Annotated in this window: 16 protein-coding genes and 2 pseudogenes; 8 read left to right on the top strand and 10 right to left on the bottom strand. The window is 45.1% G+C overall.

Annotated features, from left to right (window positions below; all coding sequences use genetic code 11):
• The first annotated feature begins 62 nt into the window (after positions 1-62).
• Positions 63-1,466, top strand: coding sequence for a prephenate-dependent tRNA uridine(34) hydroxylase TrhP (gene trhP, locus AAX10_RS07610; RefSeq protein ID WP_046698551.1), 1,404 nt, complete (start codon positions 63-65; stop codon positions 1,464-1,466).
• A 54-nt stretch (positions 1,467-1,520) separates the two neighbouring features.
• Positions 1,521-1,814: a DUF4298 domain-containing protein gene (locus AAX10_RS07605; RefSeq protein ID WP_046698550.1), complete on the top strand. Its 294-nt coding sequence runs from the start codon at positions 1,521-1,523 to the stop codon at positions 1,812-1,814.
• Between the two features lie 94 nt (positions 1,815-1,908).
• Here AAX10_RS07605 and AAX10_RS07600 read toward each other — a convergent pair whose 3' ends face one another.
• Complete coding sequence (locus AAX10_RS07600) at positions 1,909-2,295, bottom strand: MliC family protein (protein WP_046698549.1); 387 nt, start codon at positions 2,293-2,295, stop codon at positions 1,909-1,911.
• Between the two features lie 249 nt (positions 2,296-2,544).
• Here AAX10_RS07600 and AAX10_RS07595 point away from each other — a divergent pair, with 249 nt between their 5' ends.
• A complete protein-coding gene (locus AAX10_RS07595) occupies positions 2,545-2,802 on the top strand; it encodes a YfhL family 4Fe-4S dicluster ferredoxin (RefSeq protein WP_036366719.1) in 258 nt (85 codons plus the stop codon).
• Positions 2,803-2,853: 51 nt separating this feature from the next.
• On the opposite strand, the gene AAX10_RS07590 is transcribed toward AAX10_RS07595, so the two are convergent.
• Complete coding sequence (locus AAX10_RS07590; RefSeq protein ID WP_046700294.1) at positions 2,854-5,334, bottom strand: TonB-dependent receptor; 2,481 nt, start codon at positions 5,332-5,334, stop codon at positions 2,854-2,856.
• A gap of 195 nt (positions 5,335-5,529) precedes the next feature.
• On the opposite strand from AAX10_RS07590, the pseudogene AAX10_RS07585 reads away from it, so the two are divergent.
• Positions 5,530-6,240 (top strand): annotated as a pseudogene (locus AAX10_RS07585) (IS5 family transposase).
• A gap of 217 nt (positions 6,241-6,457) precedes the next feature.
• Positions 6,458-8,482, top strand: a complete 2,025-nt coding sequence (locus AAX10_RS07580) for a TonB-dependent receptor domain-containing protein (RefSeq protein ID WP_046700293.1) — start codon at positions 6,458-6,460, stop codon at positions 8,480-8,482.
• Positions 8,483-9,129: 647 nt separating this feature from the next.
• On the opposite strand, the gene AAX10_RS07575 is transcribed toward AAX10_RS07580, so the two are convergent.
• The 4 genes from AAX10_RS07575 to lptM form a co-directional block, all read right to left on the bottom strand.
• The gene (locus AAX10_RS07575) at positions 9,130-10,152 is read right to left on the bottom strand and encodes a tyrosine recombinase XerC (RefSeq protein ID WP_420812454.1); all 1,023 of its coding nucleotides are present in this window, start codon (positions 10,150-10,152) and stop codon (positions 9,130-9,132) included.
• A 40-nt stretch (positions 10,153-10,192) separates the two neighbouring features.
• On the bottom strand, positions 10,193-11,095 hold the full coding sequence (gene dapF / locus AAX10_RS07570) for a diaminopimelate epimerase (protein ID WP_046700291.1): 903 nt from the start codon (positions 11,093-11,095) through the stop codon (positions 10,193-10,195).
• A 276-nt stretch (positions 11,096-11,371) separates the two neighbouring features.
• The gene (gene lysA / locus AAX10_RS07565) at positions 11,372-12,709 is read right to left on the bottom strand and encodes a diaminopimelate decarboxylase (RefSeq protein WP_046700290.1); all 1,338 of its coding nucleotides are present in this window, start codon (positions 12,707-12,709) and stop codon (positions 11,372-11,374) included.
• A gap of 42 nt (positions 12,710-12,751) precedes the next feature.
• Complete coding sequence (gene lptM, locus AAX10_RS07560; RefSeq protein ID WP_080702247.1) at positions 12,752-12,895, bottom strand: LPS translocon maturation chaperone LptM; 144 nt, start codon at positions 12,893-12,895, stop codon at positions 12,752-12,754.
• Positions 12,896-13,138: 243 nt separating this feature from the next.
• Between lptM and AAX10_RS07555 the strand changes: the two genes are divergently transcribed.
• The gene (locus AAX10_RS07555; RefSeq protein WP_046700289.1) at positions 13,139-14,326 is read left to right on the top strand and encodes an acetate/propionate family kinase; all 1,188 of its coding nucleotides are present in this window, start codon (positions 13,139-13,141) and stop codon (positions 14,324-14,326) included.
• Between the two features lie 519 nt (positions 14,327-14,845).
• Positions 14,846-15,883: pseudogene (pta, locus tag AAX10_RS07550) on the top strand (phosphate acetyltransferase); the annotation flags it as partial.
• An 82-nt stretch (positions 15,884-15,965) separates the two neighbouring features.
• On the opposite strand, the gene yaaA reads toward pta, so the two are convergent.
• The gene (yaaA, locus tag AAX10_RS07545; protein WP_046700287.1) at positions 15,966-16,748 is read right to left on the bottom strand and encodes a peroxide stress protein YaaA; all 783 of its coding nucleotides are present in this window, start codon (positions 16,746-16,748) and stop codon (positions 15,966-15,968) included.
• A gap of 174 nt (positions 16,749-16,922) precedes the next feature.
• Between yaaA and AAX10_RS07540 the strand changes: the two genes are divergently transcribed.
• Positions 16,923-17,972, top strand: coding sequence for an enoyl-CoA hydratase/isomerase family protein (locus AAX10_RS07540; protein WP_080947112.1), 1,050 nt, complete (start codon positions 16,923-16,925; stop codon positions 17,970-17,972).
• Positions 17,973-18,272: 300 nt separating this feature from the next.
• On the opposite strand, the gene AAX10_RS07535 is transcribed toward AAX10_RS07540, so the two are convergent.
• The 3 genes from AAX10_RS07535 to AAX10_RS07530 all read right to left on the bottom strand — a co-directional run bounded on the left by AAX10_RS07535 (position 18,273) and on the right by AAX10_RS07530 (position 20,370).
• Positions 18,273-18,536 (bottom strand): hypothetical protein, encoded by a 264-nt coding sequence (locus tag AAX10_RS07535; protein WP_046700286.1) that lies wholly within the window; start codon positions 18,534-18,536, stop codon positions 18,273-18,275.
• A 30-nt stretch (positions 18,537-18,566) separates the two neighbouring features.
• The gene (locus AAX10_RS10100; protein WP_155399899.1) at positions 18,567-18,731 is read right to left on the bottom strand and encodes a hypothetical protein; all 165 of its coding nucleotides are present in this window, start codon (positions 18,729-18,731) and stop codon (positions 18,567-18,569) included.
• A gap of 103 nt (positions 18,732-18,834) precedes the next feature.
• Positions 18,835-20,370 (bottom strand): catalase, encoded by a 1,536-nt coding sequence (locus AAX10_RS07530; RefSeq protein WP_046700680.1) that lies wholly within the window; start codon positions 20,368-20,370, stop codon positions 18,835-18,837.
• Positions 20,371-20,427 lie beyond the last annotated feature (57 nt).

The raw sequence follows: 20,427 nt of genomic DNA, 5'->3' as shown, positions 1-20,427 counted from the left end.
TTAATCGACGAAATTTGTTATAATAATGAGTTTAATAAATTTAGCCGATAATGAGCCAAACAATGACAAGCCAAAAAAAAGCCGAACTTCTCTGCCCTGCTGGCACCTTTAAAAATATGCAATACGCCTTTGCCTATGGGGCGGATGCGGTGTATGCAGGGCAAGCCCGTTATTCTCTGCGAGTGCGTAATAATGATTTTGATGAAGAAAACCTTGCCAGGGGCATTGCCTACGCCCATTCGCTTGGCAAAAAGTTTTATGTGGTGGTCAATATCCAAGCCCACAACGCCAAATTAAAAACCTTTATTGAAGACATTCGCCCCGTCATTGAGATGAAGCCTGACGCTCTCATCATGTCGGACGCTGGCATGATTATGATGGTGCGAGAGCATTTTCCGCATCAAGACATTCATCTGTCGGTGCAGGCCAATGCCGTGAACTGGGCAACAGTGAAGTTTTGGAAACAAATGGGCGTAACAAGGGTGATTGTGAGCCGTGAGTTGTCCTTAAAAGAAATTAACGAGATTATCAAAGAAGTGCCTGATATGGAGATTGAAGTCTTTGTGCATGGGGCGCTCTGTATGGCGTATTCGGGGCGGTGCTTGCTATCAGGCTATATCAACAAACGTGATGCCAACCAAGGCACTTGCACCAATGCGTGTCGCTGGTCGTACAACACTTATAAGGCGGTGGAGAATGAAACAGGCGACATCGTCCCTGCCAGTCCAGAAGTGTTTATCCCCAGTCAAGGCGAGATCAAAAACGTCAATCTAAATGGCGATGTCGTCATGGGTGATGATTATGTAGAAAAGCCGTCCGATGAGGTTGTACTCATTGAAGAAGAAGGTCGCAAAGGCGAGCTGATGGCGATGTATGAAGACGAACACGGCACTTATATCATGAACTCTAAGGACTTGCGTGCGGTGGAGCTGGTGCCTGACCTTGTGAACATGGGCGTGCATTCGTTGAAGATTGAAGGGCGTACCAAGTCGCATTATTATGTCGCTCGCACTGCTCAGGTCTATCGCCGTGCCATTGATGATGCGTTGGCGGGCAAGCCGTTTGATACAGGGCTTATCACCGCCCTTGACGGACTTGCCAACCGTGGCTACACCGAAGGGTTTTTACGCCGTCATGTGCATTCGGACTATCAAAACTATGAATACGGCTCATCAAAAACCGACAATCAGCAGTTTGTGGCGGAAGTGTCAGACGTGGCGGATGACTTTTTGACCTTAGAGATAAAAAACAAACTCATGGTGGGCGATGATGTGGAGATTATGACACCACAAGGCAATTTGACTTATCGGCTTACCGATATGTGGGACAAAAAAGGTAATGCCATAGACGGAGCGTTGGGGTCGGGGTGGATTGCCAAAATCAAAAATCCGTTTAGCGACATTTCTCATGATGATCTAAAATTCGCCCTTGTTATGAAAAGTGTGAGCGAAGCAATTTATACCTAACATGGGTTTTCACAGACAATTATCTTAAAAATTTATTAATAAAGAGAGTAGATTGTGCAAGAGCGTATCAATGAAATACAGGAACTATACCGCCAATGGTTGAAACTTAACGAAAATAGTGAACGTATTTTAGACGAGCTGTGTCAACGCCAAAAAATCATCAAGAAACTGCTGGTGTTTTATGAAAGCGACTACCGTAAATTTTATGATGCAATAGATGGTGGTGCTTCTGTTGATTTAACTACAAAGGGCGAGTATAGCATTATGAGTGAAGATGCTCTATGGAATGCTTTTGTTGAAGAACGAGAGTTATACGAAGAGTTGGAGAAGCTTATCAGTACTGATTAGATGATAAATTGCCTCTAAATATGTTCAAAACCATAAAAGCACCTTTAAATGTACATTTAAAGGTGCTGGTTGGTCTTCTATGGAGCTGTTAAGGTTATTGAAGTCGGCAAATATCTTCGATTTTTTCACCGCTGTGAATATTGGCATATTCAAAGACTGCCGTGTCGCCTTTTTGATGCCACTGCCCGCCACGATTACCAAACAAGCCTGTATTGCTAGAATAGCGTGAGCCAGAACCGCTAGGAGTAATGCCAAGTGTGGTGGTTGTCGCACCAGCTACTTGTAATCGGATTTGACTATCGTTGATAAAAGTAACCACAGGTGCAAGTCCTGTGTTGCACAAGAATCGTTGGCTATAAGCTTGGTGTTGTTGTGCAGTAGTTTTTGCTTGGTGTGTTGCTGTCATGGGTTTGATATTATTACAACCCGTTAGGGCAAGACCTAAGCAGGCGACAACTGCACCGAATGTAACTTTTTTCATAAAAACTCCAAATTGCAATATAGGAAAGGTTGATGCAAACAGTTAAAAAAGGAGGTGATTGGCGATTTAAGCTATAAAAATCAGCTCAACCAAGATGCAACTTTATTACATCTTTAATCATTATATGAAAATATGATGCGTTTGTATATAATAAAATTGTTATTATATATTATAGTTTTTTTAAATAATCGCTCTTTTGGTATATGTGGTATATCAATCGATCCAATCTTATAATACATTTAGTTTACTATGGCACTAAAAATCACCACCGACTGCATCAACTGCGACATCTGCGAGCCTGAATGCCCAAACGATGCGATCAGCTACGACCAGAAAGGGCAAAAAACCTACGTCATCAATCCCGACCTATGCACTGAGTGTGTGGGTTTTTATGATGAGCCGACCTGTGATAAGGTGTGCCCAATTGATTGCATTATCAAGGACGACAGTCGACCCGAGACGCCTGACGACCTGATGGCAAAATATAAGCGAATCTGGAAAAAATAATCGATCAAAAAAAACACCCCAAGCTGACTTGGGGTGTTTTGTATGAGTAGGCTAGAATTTAAAATTCGCACTTAGGCTAAAATTACGTCCCATTTGTGGCACAAAGGGCAAAAATGAGTTATGGATATACACTTTCTCATCAAGCACGTTATTGGCTCGCAAAGATAGGGTGTAGTCTACATTGCCCCAGTGGTTATGATAGCCCAAGCCGAGATTGAGCATATCATAGCTGGCGGTCGCACTTTCTAGCTTAGATATGCGATTTTGCCCAAAGACGTGCATATATTCTGCATCTGCCGACCAGTTGGCTGACAAATCCCCTTGCCAACGCAACCCCAAACGAGCAGGTGGCAATCTGGGTGTTGGCATGTTTGGTTGGGCAATGATTGGCTCATAGCTATAATTAAAATCATCGGTAAAATAATTATAATTACATCTTTGCATATTCTCTTCTGTATCTTCAGGTTTTGTCGTGGTGTAAGCGCCATCACAATAATAAGCCTTGGCGTAAGCATTAGGCAAATCTTTTAACTTGCCACGCACCAAATCGCCAAACAAGCTAATGGCATGGTTATCCATGTTATAAGTTACCATGCCCTCTAGCCCATAAAAATCTGCTTTGGCTTGATTATGTCGTCTCATGAACAGATTGCCTTCACGGTAGACGTTTTCGTTATAAATGTAATTTTTAAAGCGGCTGTGATAGGCATTGACCGCATAACTCCATTTGTCGCCAGAAAAAGAAATGCCCAAATCTAAATTATCAGATTTCTCTTTGTCCAATCCAATATTACCAAATTCAAATGAATGAGTTGCCAAATGTTTGCCATGATAATAAAGCTCCATGGGTGTAGGCAGGCGTTCATTGTGTGAATAAGTGGCAGACAGGCGGTAATCGGGTTTAAAATCCCACGTGGTACCAATACTGTATGAAGTGGCTTTTTCTTTATAAGCCGTTAAATCTGGCTCTTCATAATTTGGTGCAGGCAAGCATCCACTGCTAAATCCCCAGTCCCAACATTCTGGCTTCGGACGATAGCGGTCTAATTTGTCTTCACTATAATCAATCGGAATGCTTTGTTTTTCAAAACGCGTCCCAAATTCAAATGCCCATTTGTCATTAGCCTGCCATCTCTCCAACCCAAAAATACTGACTTGCTTATTGGTATTGGCAATGAGTGGATATCTTTGTCCTTCTTCTCTTTCATGGGGCAGATGAGCAAAACTCTCTTGCTTTTGCCACTGCATACCCCACAGCCCCGATACATCTTTGACAGGTGTGTGATGAAATTCGACTCGGACATTTTTGCCTTGATTGCCAAAATAACCTGGTTTGTTATTAATGGTTTGTAGTCTGCCTGTGTATTTATCGAGTCTTTCAACTTCATGGTCATTTTCTTCGTGATAATAGTCTGATGATGTAAAAGACAGTGCGATTTTATCTAACCCCTTAAATGGCTTCTCCCACTGCGCCCTAACATCGATACGCTCAGACTCCATGTCAATCCAAGGCCCAGGGTGCGTGTGATCGTGTTCATAGCCCAAAGGGTGCTCATGGCTCTGTCCTGGGTCATGAGCATGATCTGTACCGCAGTGAAAATGGGCAGATGAACTAAAATCCATATTCTGTATTAGATGAGGATAAGCTTTTAGATAATAGCGCGAGATGCTAGCTTCTGGAGTGAGTACATGTGCAATACAGTTATCATAGGCGTGATTATGCCCTGGTATGCCATACTTATCCTGACGGCGACTGTATGACACGCCAATATGCCCCTTATCGCCGATATAGGATGCGCCCACCGTACCAACGGTGGATTTATTATGGCTGTCAGGCAGGTAGTCTAGCATGACATCAGACTGAAATCCTGGAACCTCATAATCATCGGCACGGCGGGTCAACCCTTCGACTCGCACCGCCACGTTTTGCCCCACGCCCATATTAAGACTGGCAGTGACAACCTTCTCGTTACTGCCTGTGTTATAGCGTAACAACGTCTCGCCTTCGATTTTCTCCTTGATGTTACCCTGTGGCATACGGCTAGGAATCCGCTCATCGATGACATTCACCACGCCTGCCTGAGACGCTGTGCCATACAGTAGCGTACCTGCCCCGCGCACCAGTTCCACACGGCTCGCCAGCAATGTATCGGCGGCGACCACATGGTCAGGCGATAGGGCAGACATATCAATGACGTCCGTGCCATTTTGTAGAATCTTCACTCGCACCCCATCCTGTCCACGAATGATGGGCTTACTCGCTCCACCGCCAAAGGGATTGGAGTGAATACCCAGCTCGCCTGCCAAGGCATTACCCAGCGTTGCCGAGCGCTGCTGTAGGGTGTCGCGTCTGATAATCATGTCGCTGGGTTTTTTGAGGGTGGAGGTGGTTTGCATGCCACCCTTGACGACGGCATTTAGGGTGTCTAGAGTAACTTCTGTTTTTGTAGCAGTGTCATCTGCATGAGCTGATAGGCTGACCAAGGCGATGCTAAGTGCAAGCACAGTAGGGCGAGAGTAGAGATTGACCATAGTAAAAACATCCAACGAAAAACAGTAGTATACCAGATATTTTATATAATAACAATATTATAACATAATGAGTTAAAGCTGTTACTTTTAATGGTTTGGTGTATATAAATATAATTAGAGCATCCTGACAATTATAAATAAAAAACGATTTTGGTAAAATGGAAGCTCTCACTCGACCAAGGTACCAAAATCGTTATGGCTCGCACCTTACTCATAGATGAACAATGGCACAAGTTAAAGATTATTTTACTGCAATTAGGTATACACAATAAGCATAATCTAAGATTAACAATAGAAGGTATATTATTTCGTATTCGTACAGGTGTACCTTGGGAAGATTTACCACTTTAATTTGGTAAGCCTGATAGTATCTACCGTGCCTTTTTAAGATGGTCAAAGAAAGGCAAGTTAATGAAAGTATTTGAATATCTATCCAAAGAAGTAGACCTTAAATGGGTGTTTATTGATGGCAACTATGTTAAAGCCCACCAACATGCCTGCAACATTGCCAACAAAGAAGAGCAAGGTATTGGTAAGAGTGTCGGTGGTAATACAACAAAAACCCATCTTGTTGTTGATGCTTGCGGTAATGCTGTAGATTTTATCATTACAGGCGGGCAAGTTCATGATGTCAAAGTTGCACCAACTTTGATTGATAGAAACGACCTAACAAATACTCAAATATTAAGTGCTGATAAAGGGTATGATTGCGATACTTTAAGAAAGAAAATTGGGCAAACAGGCGTAATAGCAAATATCCCAAAGAAATCCAATAGTTAATCACAAAATCATCCTATGGATTGGTATATGTATAAAACCAGACACTTGGTAGAAAATGCTTTTGCAAAGTGTAAACACTTTAGAGCTGTTGCTACTCGCTATGATAAATTTTTGGTCTACTATTAAAGCACAGTAGCATTAGCTTTTATTTGTCAATGGATTAAACTGTTGTCAGTTGTCAGGATGCCCTATTATTCTTATATTGAAATAATAACAATTTTTATTTGCAAAAAGTTTTTTATTTGGTATAATTCTTAACACTTTCTTACAAAAGCTCTAGATTTTTGCAGTTGGCATACAAAAGTCTAGCCTAACCCAACACTTCAACAACCTAAGGTGATGTATGAAACACACACTAAAACGCCTACCACTTGCGGTAGCAGTACTGGGCGCACTAAGCGTTCAAGCAGCAATGGCACAAGATAAGCCAGAAGTAACTCTAGACACGTTGAATGTAACTTTCGATCGTCAAGGTACGAAAGTTAAGACGAATGTCGTTACTTTGCAAGAAAAAGACGAGAGCACTGCCACAGAGCTTAGAGATTTGTTAAAAAATGAGCCTTCCATTGATTTTAGTGGCGGTAATGGCACTGCTCAGTATATCACCATTCGTGGCATGGGTCAAAATTCAGTAGATGTTAAGATTGATGATGCTTATACTGACAGCCAAATCCTATACCATCAAGGTCGCCATATGTTAGACCCAGCAATGGTGAAGATTGTCAGCGTCCAAAAAGGCGCTGGTTCTGCATCGGCTGGTATTGGTGGTACTAACGGTGCGATTGTTGCCAAAACTCTAAGTGCTAAAGACTTGCTAAAAGATGATCAAAGCATTGGTTTTAAGGCAGGTGCTGGCTACAGCTCTAATAATGAGCATTCTTATAATGCCGCTGCCTACGGTAAGGCAGGTTATTTTGACTTTTTATTAAGTGCTAACAAAGTAGAGCAAGATGACTATAAAGCAGGTAAGGCTAAGAAAAAGATTGACTTCACCGCCCTAGATAAGACCAACTATTTGGCGAAAGTGGGGGCAGAGTTTGGTGATAATCGTTTTGAACTTAGCCACCTAAGACAAGAAAATAAAGGCACTCGACCAATCCGTGAAGAGTTCATCAACTTTGATAGTGATAAACAAGACCCTCAGTATCGTGAGGTAAAAACTCAAAACACCAACCTGCAATGGAACGGTAAGAATCTAGGCGTGGTCAGTGATGCAACCGCCAATGCTTATCATATCATCAACTCTCGCTATACCGCTGATGACAGCAAAGCTGGCTATGCAGGTAAGCTGGCAGGTGCAAGTAAGTCTAGCATTGATACCAAAGGTCTTAACATCAATCTTGACAGTCAGGTCAACGATGATGTACTGCTCAAATACGGCATCAATTATCGTCAACAAGAAATCACACCAAACCGCTACAAAGCTGGCATTGTCAATCAAGAAAAAACAGACACAGGCTTGTATGTAGAAGCGATCGCTGATATTGGTAATCTGACAGCCACAGCAGGGCTTCGCTACGACATGTTTGAGATTAAAGACATGACAGGCGGTCGTGTTAAAGGCGATAATTTAAACCCAAGTATTGGCTTAATCTACCAAGCAACGCCAAGCCTAAGCTTTAGTGCCAACCACAGCTACGCTACTCGTAGCCCACGCCTATATGATGCCCTAACAGCTCATGGTTATCGTGCTGTTGTTAAAGTAACTGACGGTCTAAAAGCGGAAAGAGCCCAAAATACTGAAGTTGGCTTTAACTTCAATCATGGCAATGCTTTTGTTAACGGTAGCTATTACTGGCAGAGTATTGATAATCTGCTAAAAAGTGCAAGTAATGGAACAAGGCATGAGAACGGCACAGACATTGACGAAATAAAAAATGTTGGTTATGCCAAAAACAAAGGTTATGAGCTGAATGCTGGCTACAAATGGCAGGGCCTAACCGCTCGTGTGGGCGTGGCAGACAGTAAGCCTGAGTTTTACAGCTCCCAAAACTTCAGCAACCGTGAATACGCGTCACGATTGGGTCGTACTTGGACAGCTGCCTTATCCTATCGTTTTGCCCAGCCAAACTTAGAGGTGGGCGTGCGTCATCGCCGTGCTGATGATGTGATCGGTGATTCTGCTTGGACAGGTAAAGTAGTTAGCACTGATCCAAGAAAAAATCATGATCCTAAGAAATTGCGTCCTGGCTATAACACCACAGATGTGTTCGCCAACTGGAAGCCTTTGGGTAATGATAAGGTGAATGTTAACATGTCAGTGAATAACCTTACTGACGAAAAATACACCTCTCACATTTCCAGCGCAGGTGTGGCACTTCCTGCTGCGGGTCGTGAATATCGCTTAGGTGTGAATTTTACTTATTAATCACATCATGCTGATTTAAGGTTTCTCCACGCACTCCGTCTAATGGCGGGGTGTTTTTTTATTAATAAATGTCTATACTCTTAGAAGTTATCCACAGATAGTATCGATGTATTATCATGATTTTGTGGAACAATTGCGCAGTTTGCAAACAGCGCTTAAAAAGTCAATATGTCAATAGACTGATTTTTATAAGTTATTGATTATATTTATAAAATATATTTTAATCACAGCTTATTCTCAAATATTACAGTACGGTGAAAGTGCCATAATATAAGGGTTTTCGATGTAAATTGTTCGCTTTTCCACAAAGTTATCCACAGATTTTGTGGATAAAAAATCACACTCTATCGAAAGCTAATAATGATAAGGGATTGCGCGTGTTATTAGAATTAATGGTGGTGTGATTAAGGTTTTGAGTGCGATGTGGGGTGAATATGCCCAGTGTAAGATATTAGAATTTTATCAAGGTTCCACGATGTCATAAATCTGACTTTTGAGTTTGTTAGAATAAATACTTGTCGTTAGTTCAAAGTATAAAGTTCTCTTATCTTTTTTGAATGATTTAGACTGGCGGCGGTAAACGCGTTCATCCCCCAAAAGCAATCTTGGAAAATATCGATAAGGGATGTCATGATTGGATTGATGAGCTAGTTGTTATGCTTAAGCTTTCTGGTGGGCTCGTCTAACACATGCGCCACTGCTCTAGGGTGAGCTTTATCATAGACGCGAGTAAGTGCGCCAAAATCTACTTGGGTGTAGATCTGGGTGGTACTGATGTCAGTATGCCCAAGCATCTCTTGGATAGCGCGTAGGTCGCCACTTGATGACAGCATGTGCGATGCAAAGCAGTGACGCAATAAGTGGGGGTGTAGATTTTGGGCGATGCCTGCATTGGTGGCACACACTTTTAGGCGCAGCTGAATCGCTCTGGGTGTGAGCCGCGTGCCGTGGCGTTCGCTGATGAACAGTGCGTCTGTGCCTTCTTGCCACAGATCGCGGTGAGGTAGGTAGATGTTGATGGCATCGATGGCTTTTTTGCCAATGGGGGTGAGCCTTATTTTATTGCCTTTGCCTAATACTCTGACCACGCCGCCACGCAGATCGATGTCTTGAATATCAAGCCCTGCCAACTCGGACAGCCGAAGACCGCTGCTGTACATGAGTTCGAACATCGCGCGGTCACGAATCCATAGACGTGCTTTTTTGGCGTCATCTGGCATTCGCTGATCGAGCAGCTGCATCATCATATCAACATCGCCGACCTTGGGCAAGGCTCGCGGTTCGGGCTTTAGGCGATAGCCTGTGGCGGGATTGTGATTGGTTTTGCCAATCTTGATGAGGTGGGCGTAGAATTTACGAATGGCAGAGAGTTCTTGTTTGGCGCTGATGGCTTTAATGTTATCCCGCTCTAGGCGCAGACCCAAAAATCTTGCCAAGTCTTTTTTATCGAATGATAAATAATCACCCTTTAGCCGTACGTCCTCATCGATGAAGTGCATTAGGCGCATGAGTGCCGTTGTATAGGCGCTGATGGTGTTGTCGGAGTAATTTTGTAGGGCTAATTCATCCAGCCATGCCTGAGCCACCAACCAAGATTTTGGCTTGGCGGCGTCTGATGCATTGGCAGGCGTGGGCGATTTTAGTTTGTTGAGTAGATTATTTAGACGCATGATAAGTCAAAAGGCGCAGTAATTACGCCTTTTTTGTGGGTTACTGGTAGTCGGCTGATTCGTCGGGGGTGAGCTTGATGCCTGCTTGAGCGGCAAGCCCATCGGGACTGAACACCCCTTCATAGACGAATGATGTTGGGCCTGTCATCATCACAGAGTAGCCATCTTGCCAGCGGATTGCAAGGCTGCCCCCGTATAGCTGAGCGCGAATGTCCACGCCTTCATCCAGCCAGCCTTCGCGAATACCTGTCGCCACGGCAGCACAGGCGCCCGTGCCACATGCTTGGGTCTCGCCCACACCGCGCTCATAGACTCTTAGGCGAATGTGTCGCTGATTCACCACCTGCATGAACCCGACATTCACACGCTCGGGGAAAGCCTCATGCGACTCTAGCAGTCGCCCCAGACGCTCCACATCAGCGGTGAGTACATCGTCCACCTTGATGACGGCATGAGGGTTGCCCATGTTGGCGATGTATAGCTGAACAGGTGTGCCATCCACGACCAGACGGTACGAGTTGCCAACCTTGGTGATCGCCTTTGGTGCAAATGGAATCTCGTCAGGTTCAAATTTGGGTTTACCCATGTCAACCTGAACCCATCCATAGCGATCAGTGGTCAGGGTGATGATGCCGCTGGCCGTCTCCACGCGCAGACGCTGCTTGAAGGATAATTTACGCGCTTGAACGAAAGAAGCAAAGCAACGAGCGCCGTTGCCACATTGGGATACCTCTGTGCCATCAGCATTAAAAATTCGATATTTAAAATCTACGTCGGGACGACTTGGCGGCTCAACAATAAGCAGCTGATCAAAGCCCACGCCAAGATGACGATTAGCAAGTAGACGCACCAAGTCAGTGGTGAGATTCATGCGTTGGGTGACCAGGTCAATTACCATAAAATCATTGCCCAGCCCATGCATTTTGGTAAATTCAATTAACATCATCACTCCTTTTTAGCTCTAAGTTCTAATTCCTTTTATCTGGTTACGTCCGTGTGCTCGTATGTCTATCTTAACAGATGAATGCTGATTTGCCTAATGAATTTGGTAAATGTTTTGGTAAATGTTTTGGTAAATGTGATTTAAATTGTAAAAGAATTTTGCCATCCAAAAATCATCGGGCAACGCCAAAGCCATCAAATAAAAGTTTATGAATGTTAAGATGCTCCACATGCATAAAAAAACGCACCGAATCATCGGTGCATTCAGGTCGGCAGTTTAGAGTTGTTCGCCGCGCCATAGGTCGTCTAGGTTTTCACGGACGCGCACGAGGCGATGAGCGCCGTTGTCAGTCATAACCTCGGCAGGACGAGGGCGGCTGTTGTAGTTGCTCGCCATGGTAAAGCCGTACGCACCAGCACCACTCACCGCCAGCAGTGTACCAACCTCCAAAGACAGTGCACGCTCTTTACCCAGAAAGTCACTCGACTCACAAACTGTGCCGACCACGTCCCACACTTGGGGCTGTTCGTTATCTTGAGTGTCTGTAAGCTTGGCAGGGATGATTGCCATGACTGAATCATATAAAGCAGGGCGAATCAGCTCGCTCATGGAGGCATCGACGATGGCGAAGTTTTTGTGCTCGGTGGGTTTAAGCACATCTACGCGCGTGAGCAGCACACCTGCATTGGCAGCGATATTGCGCCCTGGCTCTAGGTGTAAGCCTAGCTTATATTTGGCTTGTAGAGCAAGTAATTTGGGCAGCAGTGCTTCAGCGAACTCGTGGACGCTGGCAGGGTTCTCATCGATATAGCGCACACCAAGTCCGCCGCCTAGATCCACATGAGACAGCTTAATGCCGCGAGTGAATAATTCATCGATCAGCTCAATTACCTTATCAAGCGCATCCACGAAAGGCTTGACTTCGGTTAGCTGAGAGCCGATATGGCAGTCGATGCCGATGATGTCAAGGTTCGGCAGGGTGTTGGCGTATTCATAAGCAAAGATCGCCACATCATGCGCAATGCCAAATTTATTATCCTTCATGCCCGTTGAGATATAAGGGTGGGTCTTGGCGTCTACGTCAGGATTGATGCGTAGTGCGATCGGTGCTTTCTTACCTAGTTCTGCGGCGACAATGTTGATGGTGTCTAGCTCATTCAAGGCTTCGACATTAAAGCAGCCGACGCCTGCTTCTAGGGCGGTTTGGATGTCCGATGCGGTCTTGCCGACGCCAGAATAGACGATTTGGGCTGGGTTGCCGCCTGCTCTTATGACGCGGGCAAGTTCGCCTGTCGATACGATGTCAAAACCAGCACCCGCCTTGGCAAGTGCTGACAGAACGGCAAGATTGGAGTTGGCTTTGACAGCGTAGCAGATTTGCACGTCGTTGAGCGCGCTAAAGCTCTCAACATAAGCGGCATAATTGGCAAGCAATGCGTTCTTAGAATACACATACAGTGGCGTGCCGTATAGTCTGGCAAGCTCTGTCGTGTCTGCACCATCGATGTATAGTGTGTTGTCTTGATATTCGATGAATGGCAAGTATTCGGTGAGCTTGGCGGCATCGATTGACATCGCGCCGTCTTGGGTTTGGCTTACAAGGCTAAAAGTCATGATAAATTAATGATCCGTATGAATGATGGATGCTTGTAATAGTTATTGGTAGTCGTTCGGGTTGGTACTGATGATTTGGTTGATGGGTTCTGTGGGTGTGGTTTTGGCAGGAAGATAGAGTGCGCCTTTTTGACCGCAAGCGGTTAATAATGCACAAAGTGTGATGGATAAAATGACTGTTTTCATTGATGTATGATCGTCTTAAAATTGAAAAATTATTTTACCTAAATTTTGCCAAAATACCAACGACTTTTATAAAAATACAGTGCAAATACATGATTTAAAGGACAAAAATTGATTGAAATCAAAACAAAATATTTACCCAAAATCCTTTAATTTCCCCTAAAGACTTTTGATAATTTTATGTTATAATGCCAAAGATTTATTCGGCCAAGGCCGCCCATTCAACCTACATTTAAGGAAGACATAATGGCACTTAACAACCCAACTTTAGTCTTAAACTGCGGTTCATCATCGCTAAAATACGCCCTAATCAGCGAGGATGGCGAACAACGTATCGAGGGTCTTGCTGAAGCGCTAGGCAATGCCGATGCTCGTATCAAGCACAAAAACCTAGATGGGTCTAAAATAGATATCAATATCCCAAATTCTGGTGCGCACACCGAAGCGCTAAAAATTATCCTAGGTGAGCTGATCGCTGATCACAAGCCTGTGGCGGTAGGTCATCGTGTGGTGCATGGCGGCGACAAGTTCACCAAGGCAACCATCATCACGCCAGAAGTTCTAGCTCACATTGAAGAGCTTGCCAGCCTAGCGCCGCTTCATAACCCTGCTAACGCTGCGGGCATCCATGCGATTAATGAGCTGTTCCCAGAGCTTCCACAGGTAGCGATTTTTGATACGGCATTCCATCAGTCGATGCCTGCTCACGCTTATCGTTATGCCATTCCTAAAAATCTTTATACAGAGCATCAAATTCGCCGTTATGGATTCCATGGCACGTCTCATAACTATGTCTCAAATCGCGCAAGTGAACTTGCCAATAAGGGCGATAAACAAGGCTGGTTGGTTGCCCACTTAGGTAATGGCTGCTCGGCGACGGCTGTCTATGATGGCAAGAGTCTTGATACTTCTATGGGTCTAACGCCGCTTGAAGGTCTGATGATGGGTACGCGCTCAGGTGATGTTGATCCAAGCTTGCACATTCATCTACATCGCACGCTGGGTCTGTCTATCGAAGAGGTTGATACACTGCTAAATAAAAAGAGCGGTCTATTAGGTGTATCAGGTGTATCGAACGACATGAGAACGGTTGAGCAGTTGGCAAACGAAGGTAATGAAGATGCCGTCTTGGCATTGGAGATCTTTGCGTATCGTGTGGCAAAATACTTAGCCAGCCTAAGCTGTGCTCTGCCTACATTTACAGGTATCGCTTTCACAGGCGGTGTGGGCGAGAATGCTGTTGGCATGCGTGCAAAAATGGTCTCTCATCTGCGTCACTTTGGCATCAAGATGGATGAAGCGAAGAATGCTGAATTGTTGCGTGGTGCTGAAGGCAGCTTCCATGCTGAGGGTTCTTCTGTAGAGCTGTGGGTTGTCCCAACTGATGAAGAATTCCAGATCATGAGTGAGACTCGCGAAGTTCTAGGCTTGTAAATCAAATCATAAAAGTCAGATTGCAATGCTCTGACTTTTTGCTTGATTTTACGGCTTATATTTATTGATAAACTTAATAAAGGATATGAAATGAAAACTGTATTGCTAGTTCCTACCACCAGTCAGATCAACATGGAAACATTGTCTCAAAGTGTCGCTAGCCTAGTTGTTGGAGAGATTGTTGCGACACCAAGCCATGAAGAATTCTGCAGTGCGATTGGTAATAACAACCTTGACGACCTACTAGAGACGGTCATCGCCAAGCAGTCAGCACCCATCAGCGTGGTTGTGGGTGTACTTGCTGATGAGAGCAGACCGTATGCCAACCGTGTAAACCGTGAGCTTGCGACAGGCTTTGATGCGGATGTGATCTTAGTGGGTGATAGTGATACTCGCCTGCCTGTCTTTGCATCTGTGTTCGGTGGTCTAAAAGGTGAGCGCATCTGGGGTCTAATTGGTACTGCTGAGCTGTCAGGCAAGGTTCAGGTATTGGCACGCACTGACAACGGTGGTAATCTGTCTGAGATTGACAGCAATGCCTTTGAGGCTTATAAAACCGCTGATCGCACCCAAAAGTTGTCTCCTTATGCATTCCGTAATCAAGTGGTTCGCCTTGCTCAGAACGCCAAAAAACGCATCGTTCTACCAGAAGGTGACGAACCGCGCACCATCGAGGCGGCAGCGATTTGCCAAAGTCGTGGCATCGCTCAATGTGTTCTGCTTGGCGACGCTGATAAGATTCGTGCAGTGGCGGATGAGCGCGGTGTAACTCTGCCTGACGGCATCGAAATCATCGAACCAGCTACCGTGATCGAAAAATATGTCGCACCAATGGTAGAGCGTCGCAAAGGCAAAATCGATGAAGAGGGCGCAAGACAAGCACTTCAAGACACCGTGTATCTTGGCACGATGATGCTACAAGTTGGCGACGTGGATGGTCTGGTATCAGGTGCGGTACACACGACTGCTGATACGATTCGCCCAGCGTTCCAACTGATCAAGACCGCACCAGAGTACAGCTTGGTATCTAGTGTTTTCTTCATGTTACTGCCTGATCAAGTGGTGGTCTATGGCGACTGCGCGGTGAATCCAAATCCAACCGCTGAGCAGCTGGCTGAGATTACCATCCAGTCAGCCGAATCTGCCAAGTCATTCGGCATTGATCCTAAAGTTGCTCTGATTAGCTACTCTACCATGAACTCAGGTTCGGGCGAAGACGTAGAAATGGTAAAATCAGCCCTGCAAATCGTTCGCGAAAAAGCGCCAAGCCTAAAAGTCGATGGCCCGCTACAATTTGATGCGGCATCTGTACCGTCTGTGGGTAAGCAAAAAGCACCGAACTCACAAGTGGCAGGCGAGGCGAATGTATTTATCTTCCCTGATCTGAACACGGGTAACACCACCTATAAGGCGGTACAACGAACCGCAGGTGTGATCAGCGTAGGTCCGATGCTACAAGGCCTAAACAAACCTGTTAACGACCTATCTCGTGGCTGTTTGGTGGATGACATTGTTTATACGATTGCATTGACTGCCATTCAGGCGGTTGGTCAATAAGACGTCCATCCCAATAAAAATCCCTGCTCGATGGCAGGGATTTTTATTGGGTGAGTTTTGATGTGAATGGCAATAATTTATATTAAGTTTGCTCATCGCGCTTGAACACCCATTCGACTTCAGTGCTTAACGCCTCATCAAAATAATAACCATCGCTGTCGAATTTCTTTAAGTCTTCAAGATCGGTGATGTTATTTTTGGCGGCGAAATTTACCATCATGCCACGGGCTTTTTTGGCGTAGAAGCTGATGATTTTGTATTTGCCATTTTTTTGATCAAGGAATTTTGGCGTGATGACGGTGGCGTTGATGTTTTTTGGTTTGACTGCGCCATAATATTCGGTTGAGGCAAGATTCACTAGGACATCAGAGCCGCTGTCTTGAATGCGTTCATTAATCAAATCAGTGATGGTGTCGCCCCAGAATTGATACAGGTCATCGGCATTTGGCGTCTTAAACTTGGTGCCCATCTCAAGGCGATAGGGTAGCATATAATCCAAAGGCTTCAACAGTCCGTACAGACCAGATAAGATGCCTAAGTGTCTATTAAGATATAAAATTTCTTCTTTGGATAATTGATAAGCATCCAGTCCAGTATAGACATCACCATCGAACAGATAGACGGCAGGTTTTTTGTTATCATCAAAAGGATAAGCCCAAGCTTGATTGCGTGCGACATTTAATTCGGCAATCTTGGCAGAGATGTGCATGAGTTCTTGTAGGTCGAGCACGTCTTTTGTCTTTAGGGTTTTCATGAGATCAATGGCTCCTTCGATGAGAGTAGGCTCACTGTATTGATCATCTAGCTCAAGTGGCAGGGCAGTCTTTTCGTCTAGGTTTTTGGCAGGGGATAATAAAAAATACATCGTACGTCCTATTGTGTTGTTAAATTTATCTTATTATAGGAAAAAACACCAAAAATATAAAATTTAAATTACCAATCGCCACGTTTTGGTGGCTTGCTGGATTGATTGGGTGTTATAAATTTGATATGCTTAACCCGTCCAAGGAATGATAACTCAGTGAATTAAGGAGTCACCATGACAGATCTAATCCTATCCGAGCAATTGCCCACCGATGACGGTCGATCCATCGGCATCATCACTTTAAATAACCCAAAAGCACTCAACGCCCAAAGCCTAGACATGGTAAAGGCGATGATGCGGATTTTTAGCGATTGGCGAGATGATGAGAGTGTGGTTGCCATAGTGCTTCGTGGCGCTGGCGAGCGCGCATTGTGTGCCGGTGGCGACATCAAGACACTATCACAGGCGACAGGTCTAAGCGATGTTCAGGAATTTTTTGAACATGAATACGGGCTCATGCAGATGCTGTATGAATATCCCAAGCCAATCTTGGCATGGGGTCATGGCGTGGTCATGGGTGGCGGCTTGGGTCTGTTGTCGGCATGTAGTCACAAGGCAGTCACGAGTGAGACCATGATGGCAATGCCTGAGGTGTCGATAGGCTTATTCCCTGATGCGGGCGGCTCTTGGTTTTTGAACCGTATGATGGGTAAGGTTGGGCTATTCTTAGGGCTTACCGGCGCGCGCTTCTCTGGAGTGGATGCGCTATATCTAGGGCTTGCGGATGTCTATGTAGCACCAGACAGCTATGGTGATGTTATTAAGGCGCTCACGTCTGCCGACTGGCAAGGTGGCCATCATGGACTGCTTAATCAAATCCTAGCCAAATTCTATCAAACGCCAGACCATGACAGCCAAATCCTAAAAGACTTCCATGCCATCAGTGCACTCATGAATGCAGGGTCGCTGGCTGATGTGGATCGTGCACTTCGTGGTTATCAAGGTGATAGTGAATTCATTAAGTCTGCCATTGAAAACTATACCAAAGGCTCTGACACCACCAAGGCACTAACATGGCGTATTTACCATGAGGTTAAGCCATATTCCATCGCCGAGATATTCAACATGGAGCGTAAGGTCGCGGTAAATTGCGCCATGCGTGGAGATTTTAAAGAAGGGGTGCGAGCCCTACTCATCGATAAAGACAAAAACCCCAAATGGCGATATACGCTTGCCGATATGCCTGTGGGATATATTGATGGGTTTTTTGGAGACTGCGTGTAGGGGGTTTATCGATTACCTATTTATAAATGGATCTGGGTGGAGTGAATTCCCCAAATCCATTTAAGGTTTATACTACTGCACTTTGCATTTAACCGTATTGTTGTTTTTGTTGGTACCCCAACCATACATGTTGATCAATTTACCTAATTTGGCTTTATCGGGTGTGATCATAGAGAGTGTATAGGCTTGGGTTTGAAAAGAGTCTGTGATGACGTAAGTTTCCACTTGCGAGCTTGCCATAAATAAATCGCGTTTGCCAGCACCGCCAAATGATGAGGTAGATTTTGGTAATTTATAGACTTATTTAAATGCCAATTCTACCCCGGATTCGTACTCAAATCCATCATCATTACCTGATTCGCCGATGGATACATTGTTAAAATTGCAATTGTTTCTCAGGGTGGTATTGCCTTTTAATTTATTAAGTTTGACAAAGGCGGTATCTTGATTGTTGGCTGTTCCCCAAGTGCAAGCTTCTATGATGGCGACATCGGGAGAGTTTTTTGTGCCATAAAAGGTAATGGTGGTGTTGGGGTTTTGTTCGCTAATGGTCAAGGTTTGCATGATTCGCCCTGCGTGGTCAGGGTCGGCTTGTTAGGTAGAAACGTTGGGTAATTGGGCGACATTTTGCCACGTCCAGTCAAATGCGCGTAATTTTTGTACCGTTGGCAAAGCAGGGCGGTTATCAAAACTATCAGGAATGTTATTGGCATAAGCAGTAGATGACAGCAATAGCGTAAGTGCGAGTAATTTTTTCATCAAACGTCCTTTTAAGTTGGTAAATCGACAGTTATATTTTATTATAGTCAAAACAAAAAGCCACTCTATCCAGAATGGCTTTCTTTAAAAACAACAGACTGCGTTACGCCTTTGGCGGCAAACAGCTCTCCAAATGCTTGGCAGGGTCGGTTTCATACGCCTTAATGGCATCTTCTACCGTCATGCCCAACGCCTTGGCAACACCCACGCCATAATCAGAATGGCAGGCGTGGCAGTTGCGGATATGGCGGTATTTTATGAAATCGAGCGCATCGCCCATCGCTGCTGCGGTATTGTCAAACAGGGCCTGCTTTTGCTCTGCGTTCATCAGATTGAACAAGGCTCGTGGCTGGCTAAAATAGTCGCTGTCGTCCTCTCTAAAATCAAAGCGGTCAGCGTACTGATCAATCTTTAAGGGCGGTTCGGCAAATTGTGGCTGTTCTTGCCATTGATTAAAGCTGTTTGGCTCATAGTGCGGACGGCTACCGTAGTTGTTGCCTACTCGCCCTTGACCGTCTCTGTGGTTTGAGTACACAGGGCAACGTGGGGCATTCACAGGGATTTGGTTGCGGTTTACGCCCAAGCGATAACGCTGTGCATCTGTATAATTGACAAGGCGTGCTTGCAGCATTTTATCAGGCGATACGCTAATACCTGGTACCAGATTGCTTGGGGCAAAGGCGACTTGCTCCACATCCAAAAAGTAGTTGTCAGGATTGCGGTTTAATTCAAATTCGCCCACCTCAATCAAAGGATAATCGCCTTTTGGCCATACTTTGGTCAGGTCAAATGGGTGGTATGGCACTTTCTCAGCATCCGCTTCTGGCATGATTTGTACATACATTTTCCATTTTGGAAAATCGCCTTTTTCAATGGCATCGTACAAATCTTTTTGGTTGCTTTCACGGTCTTTGGCGATGATTGCTTCTGCTTCTGCGTCGGTCAGATTTTCGATACCTTGCTGGGTACGAAAGTGCATTTTGACCCAAAAGCGTTCGTTATCAGCATTGATAAAGCTGTAAGTATGGCTACTAAATCCGTGCATATGGCGGTAAGATTTTGGAATGCCACGGTCGCTCATCACGATGGTCACTTGGTGCAGTGCTTCTGGGAGCAGTGTCCAAAAATCCCAGTTGTTGGTTGGTGAGCGCATATTAGTGCGAGGATCTCGCTTGACCGCTTTGTTTAGATCAGGAAATTTTAATGGGTCACGCAAGAAAAACACAGGCGTGTTGTTGCCGACCATGTCCCAGTTGCCCTCCTCGGTGTAGAATTTTAGGGAAAAACCACGAATGTCTCGCTCGTCGTCCGCCGCCCCACGCTCGCCTGCCACGGTGCTAAACCGTGCAAACATTTCGGTTTTTTTGCCAACCTCGCTAAAAATCTTGGCACGGGTGTACTTAGTGATGTCGGCGGTTACGGTAAAAGTACCAAATGCCCCAGAGCCTTTGGCGTGCATACGACGCTCTGGAATGACTTCACGGGCAAAGTCGGCAAGTTTTTCGTTCAGCCACAAATCCTGCAACAGGATAGGCCCACGAGGCCCTGCGGTGAGTGAGTTTTGGTTGTCTACGACAGGTGCGCCATTGGCACGAGTAAGATGGGTTACAGGGCAGCCCATTTTGTGTGCGTCCTGCATGTCATTTGGCTGCTCGCCTGCGCCTTCTTTGGCGGCTTTGTTGAGTGCGTCAATCAT

The organism is Moraxella bovoculi, assembly GCF_000988745.2.
GTDB lineage: Bacteria > Pseudomonadota > Gammaproteobacteria > Pseudomonadales > Moraxellaceae > Moraxella > Moraxella bovoculi.
The sequence above is the reverse complement of the archived record's forward strand: the minus strand, read 5'-3'. Positions and strand labels throughout refer to the sequence as shown.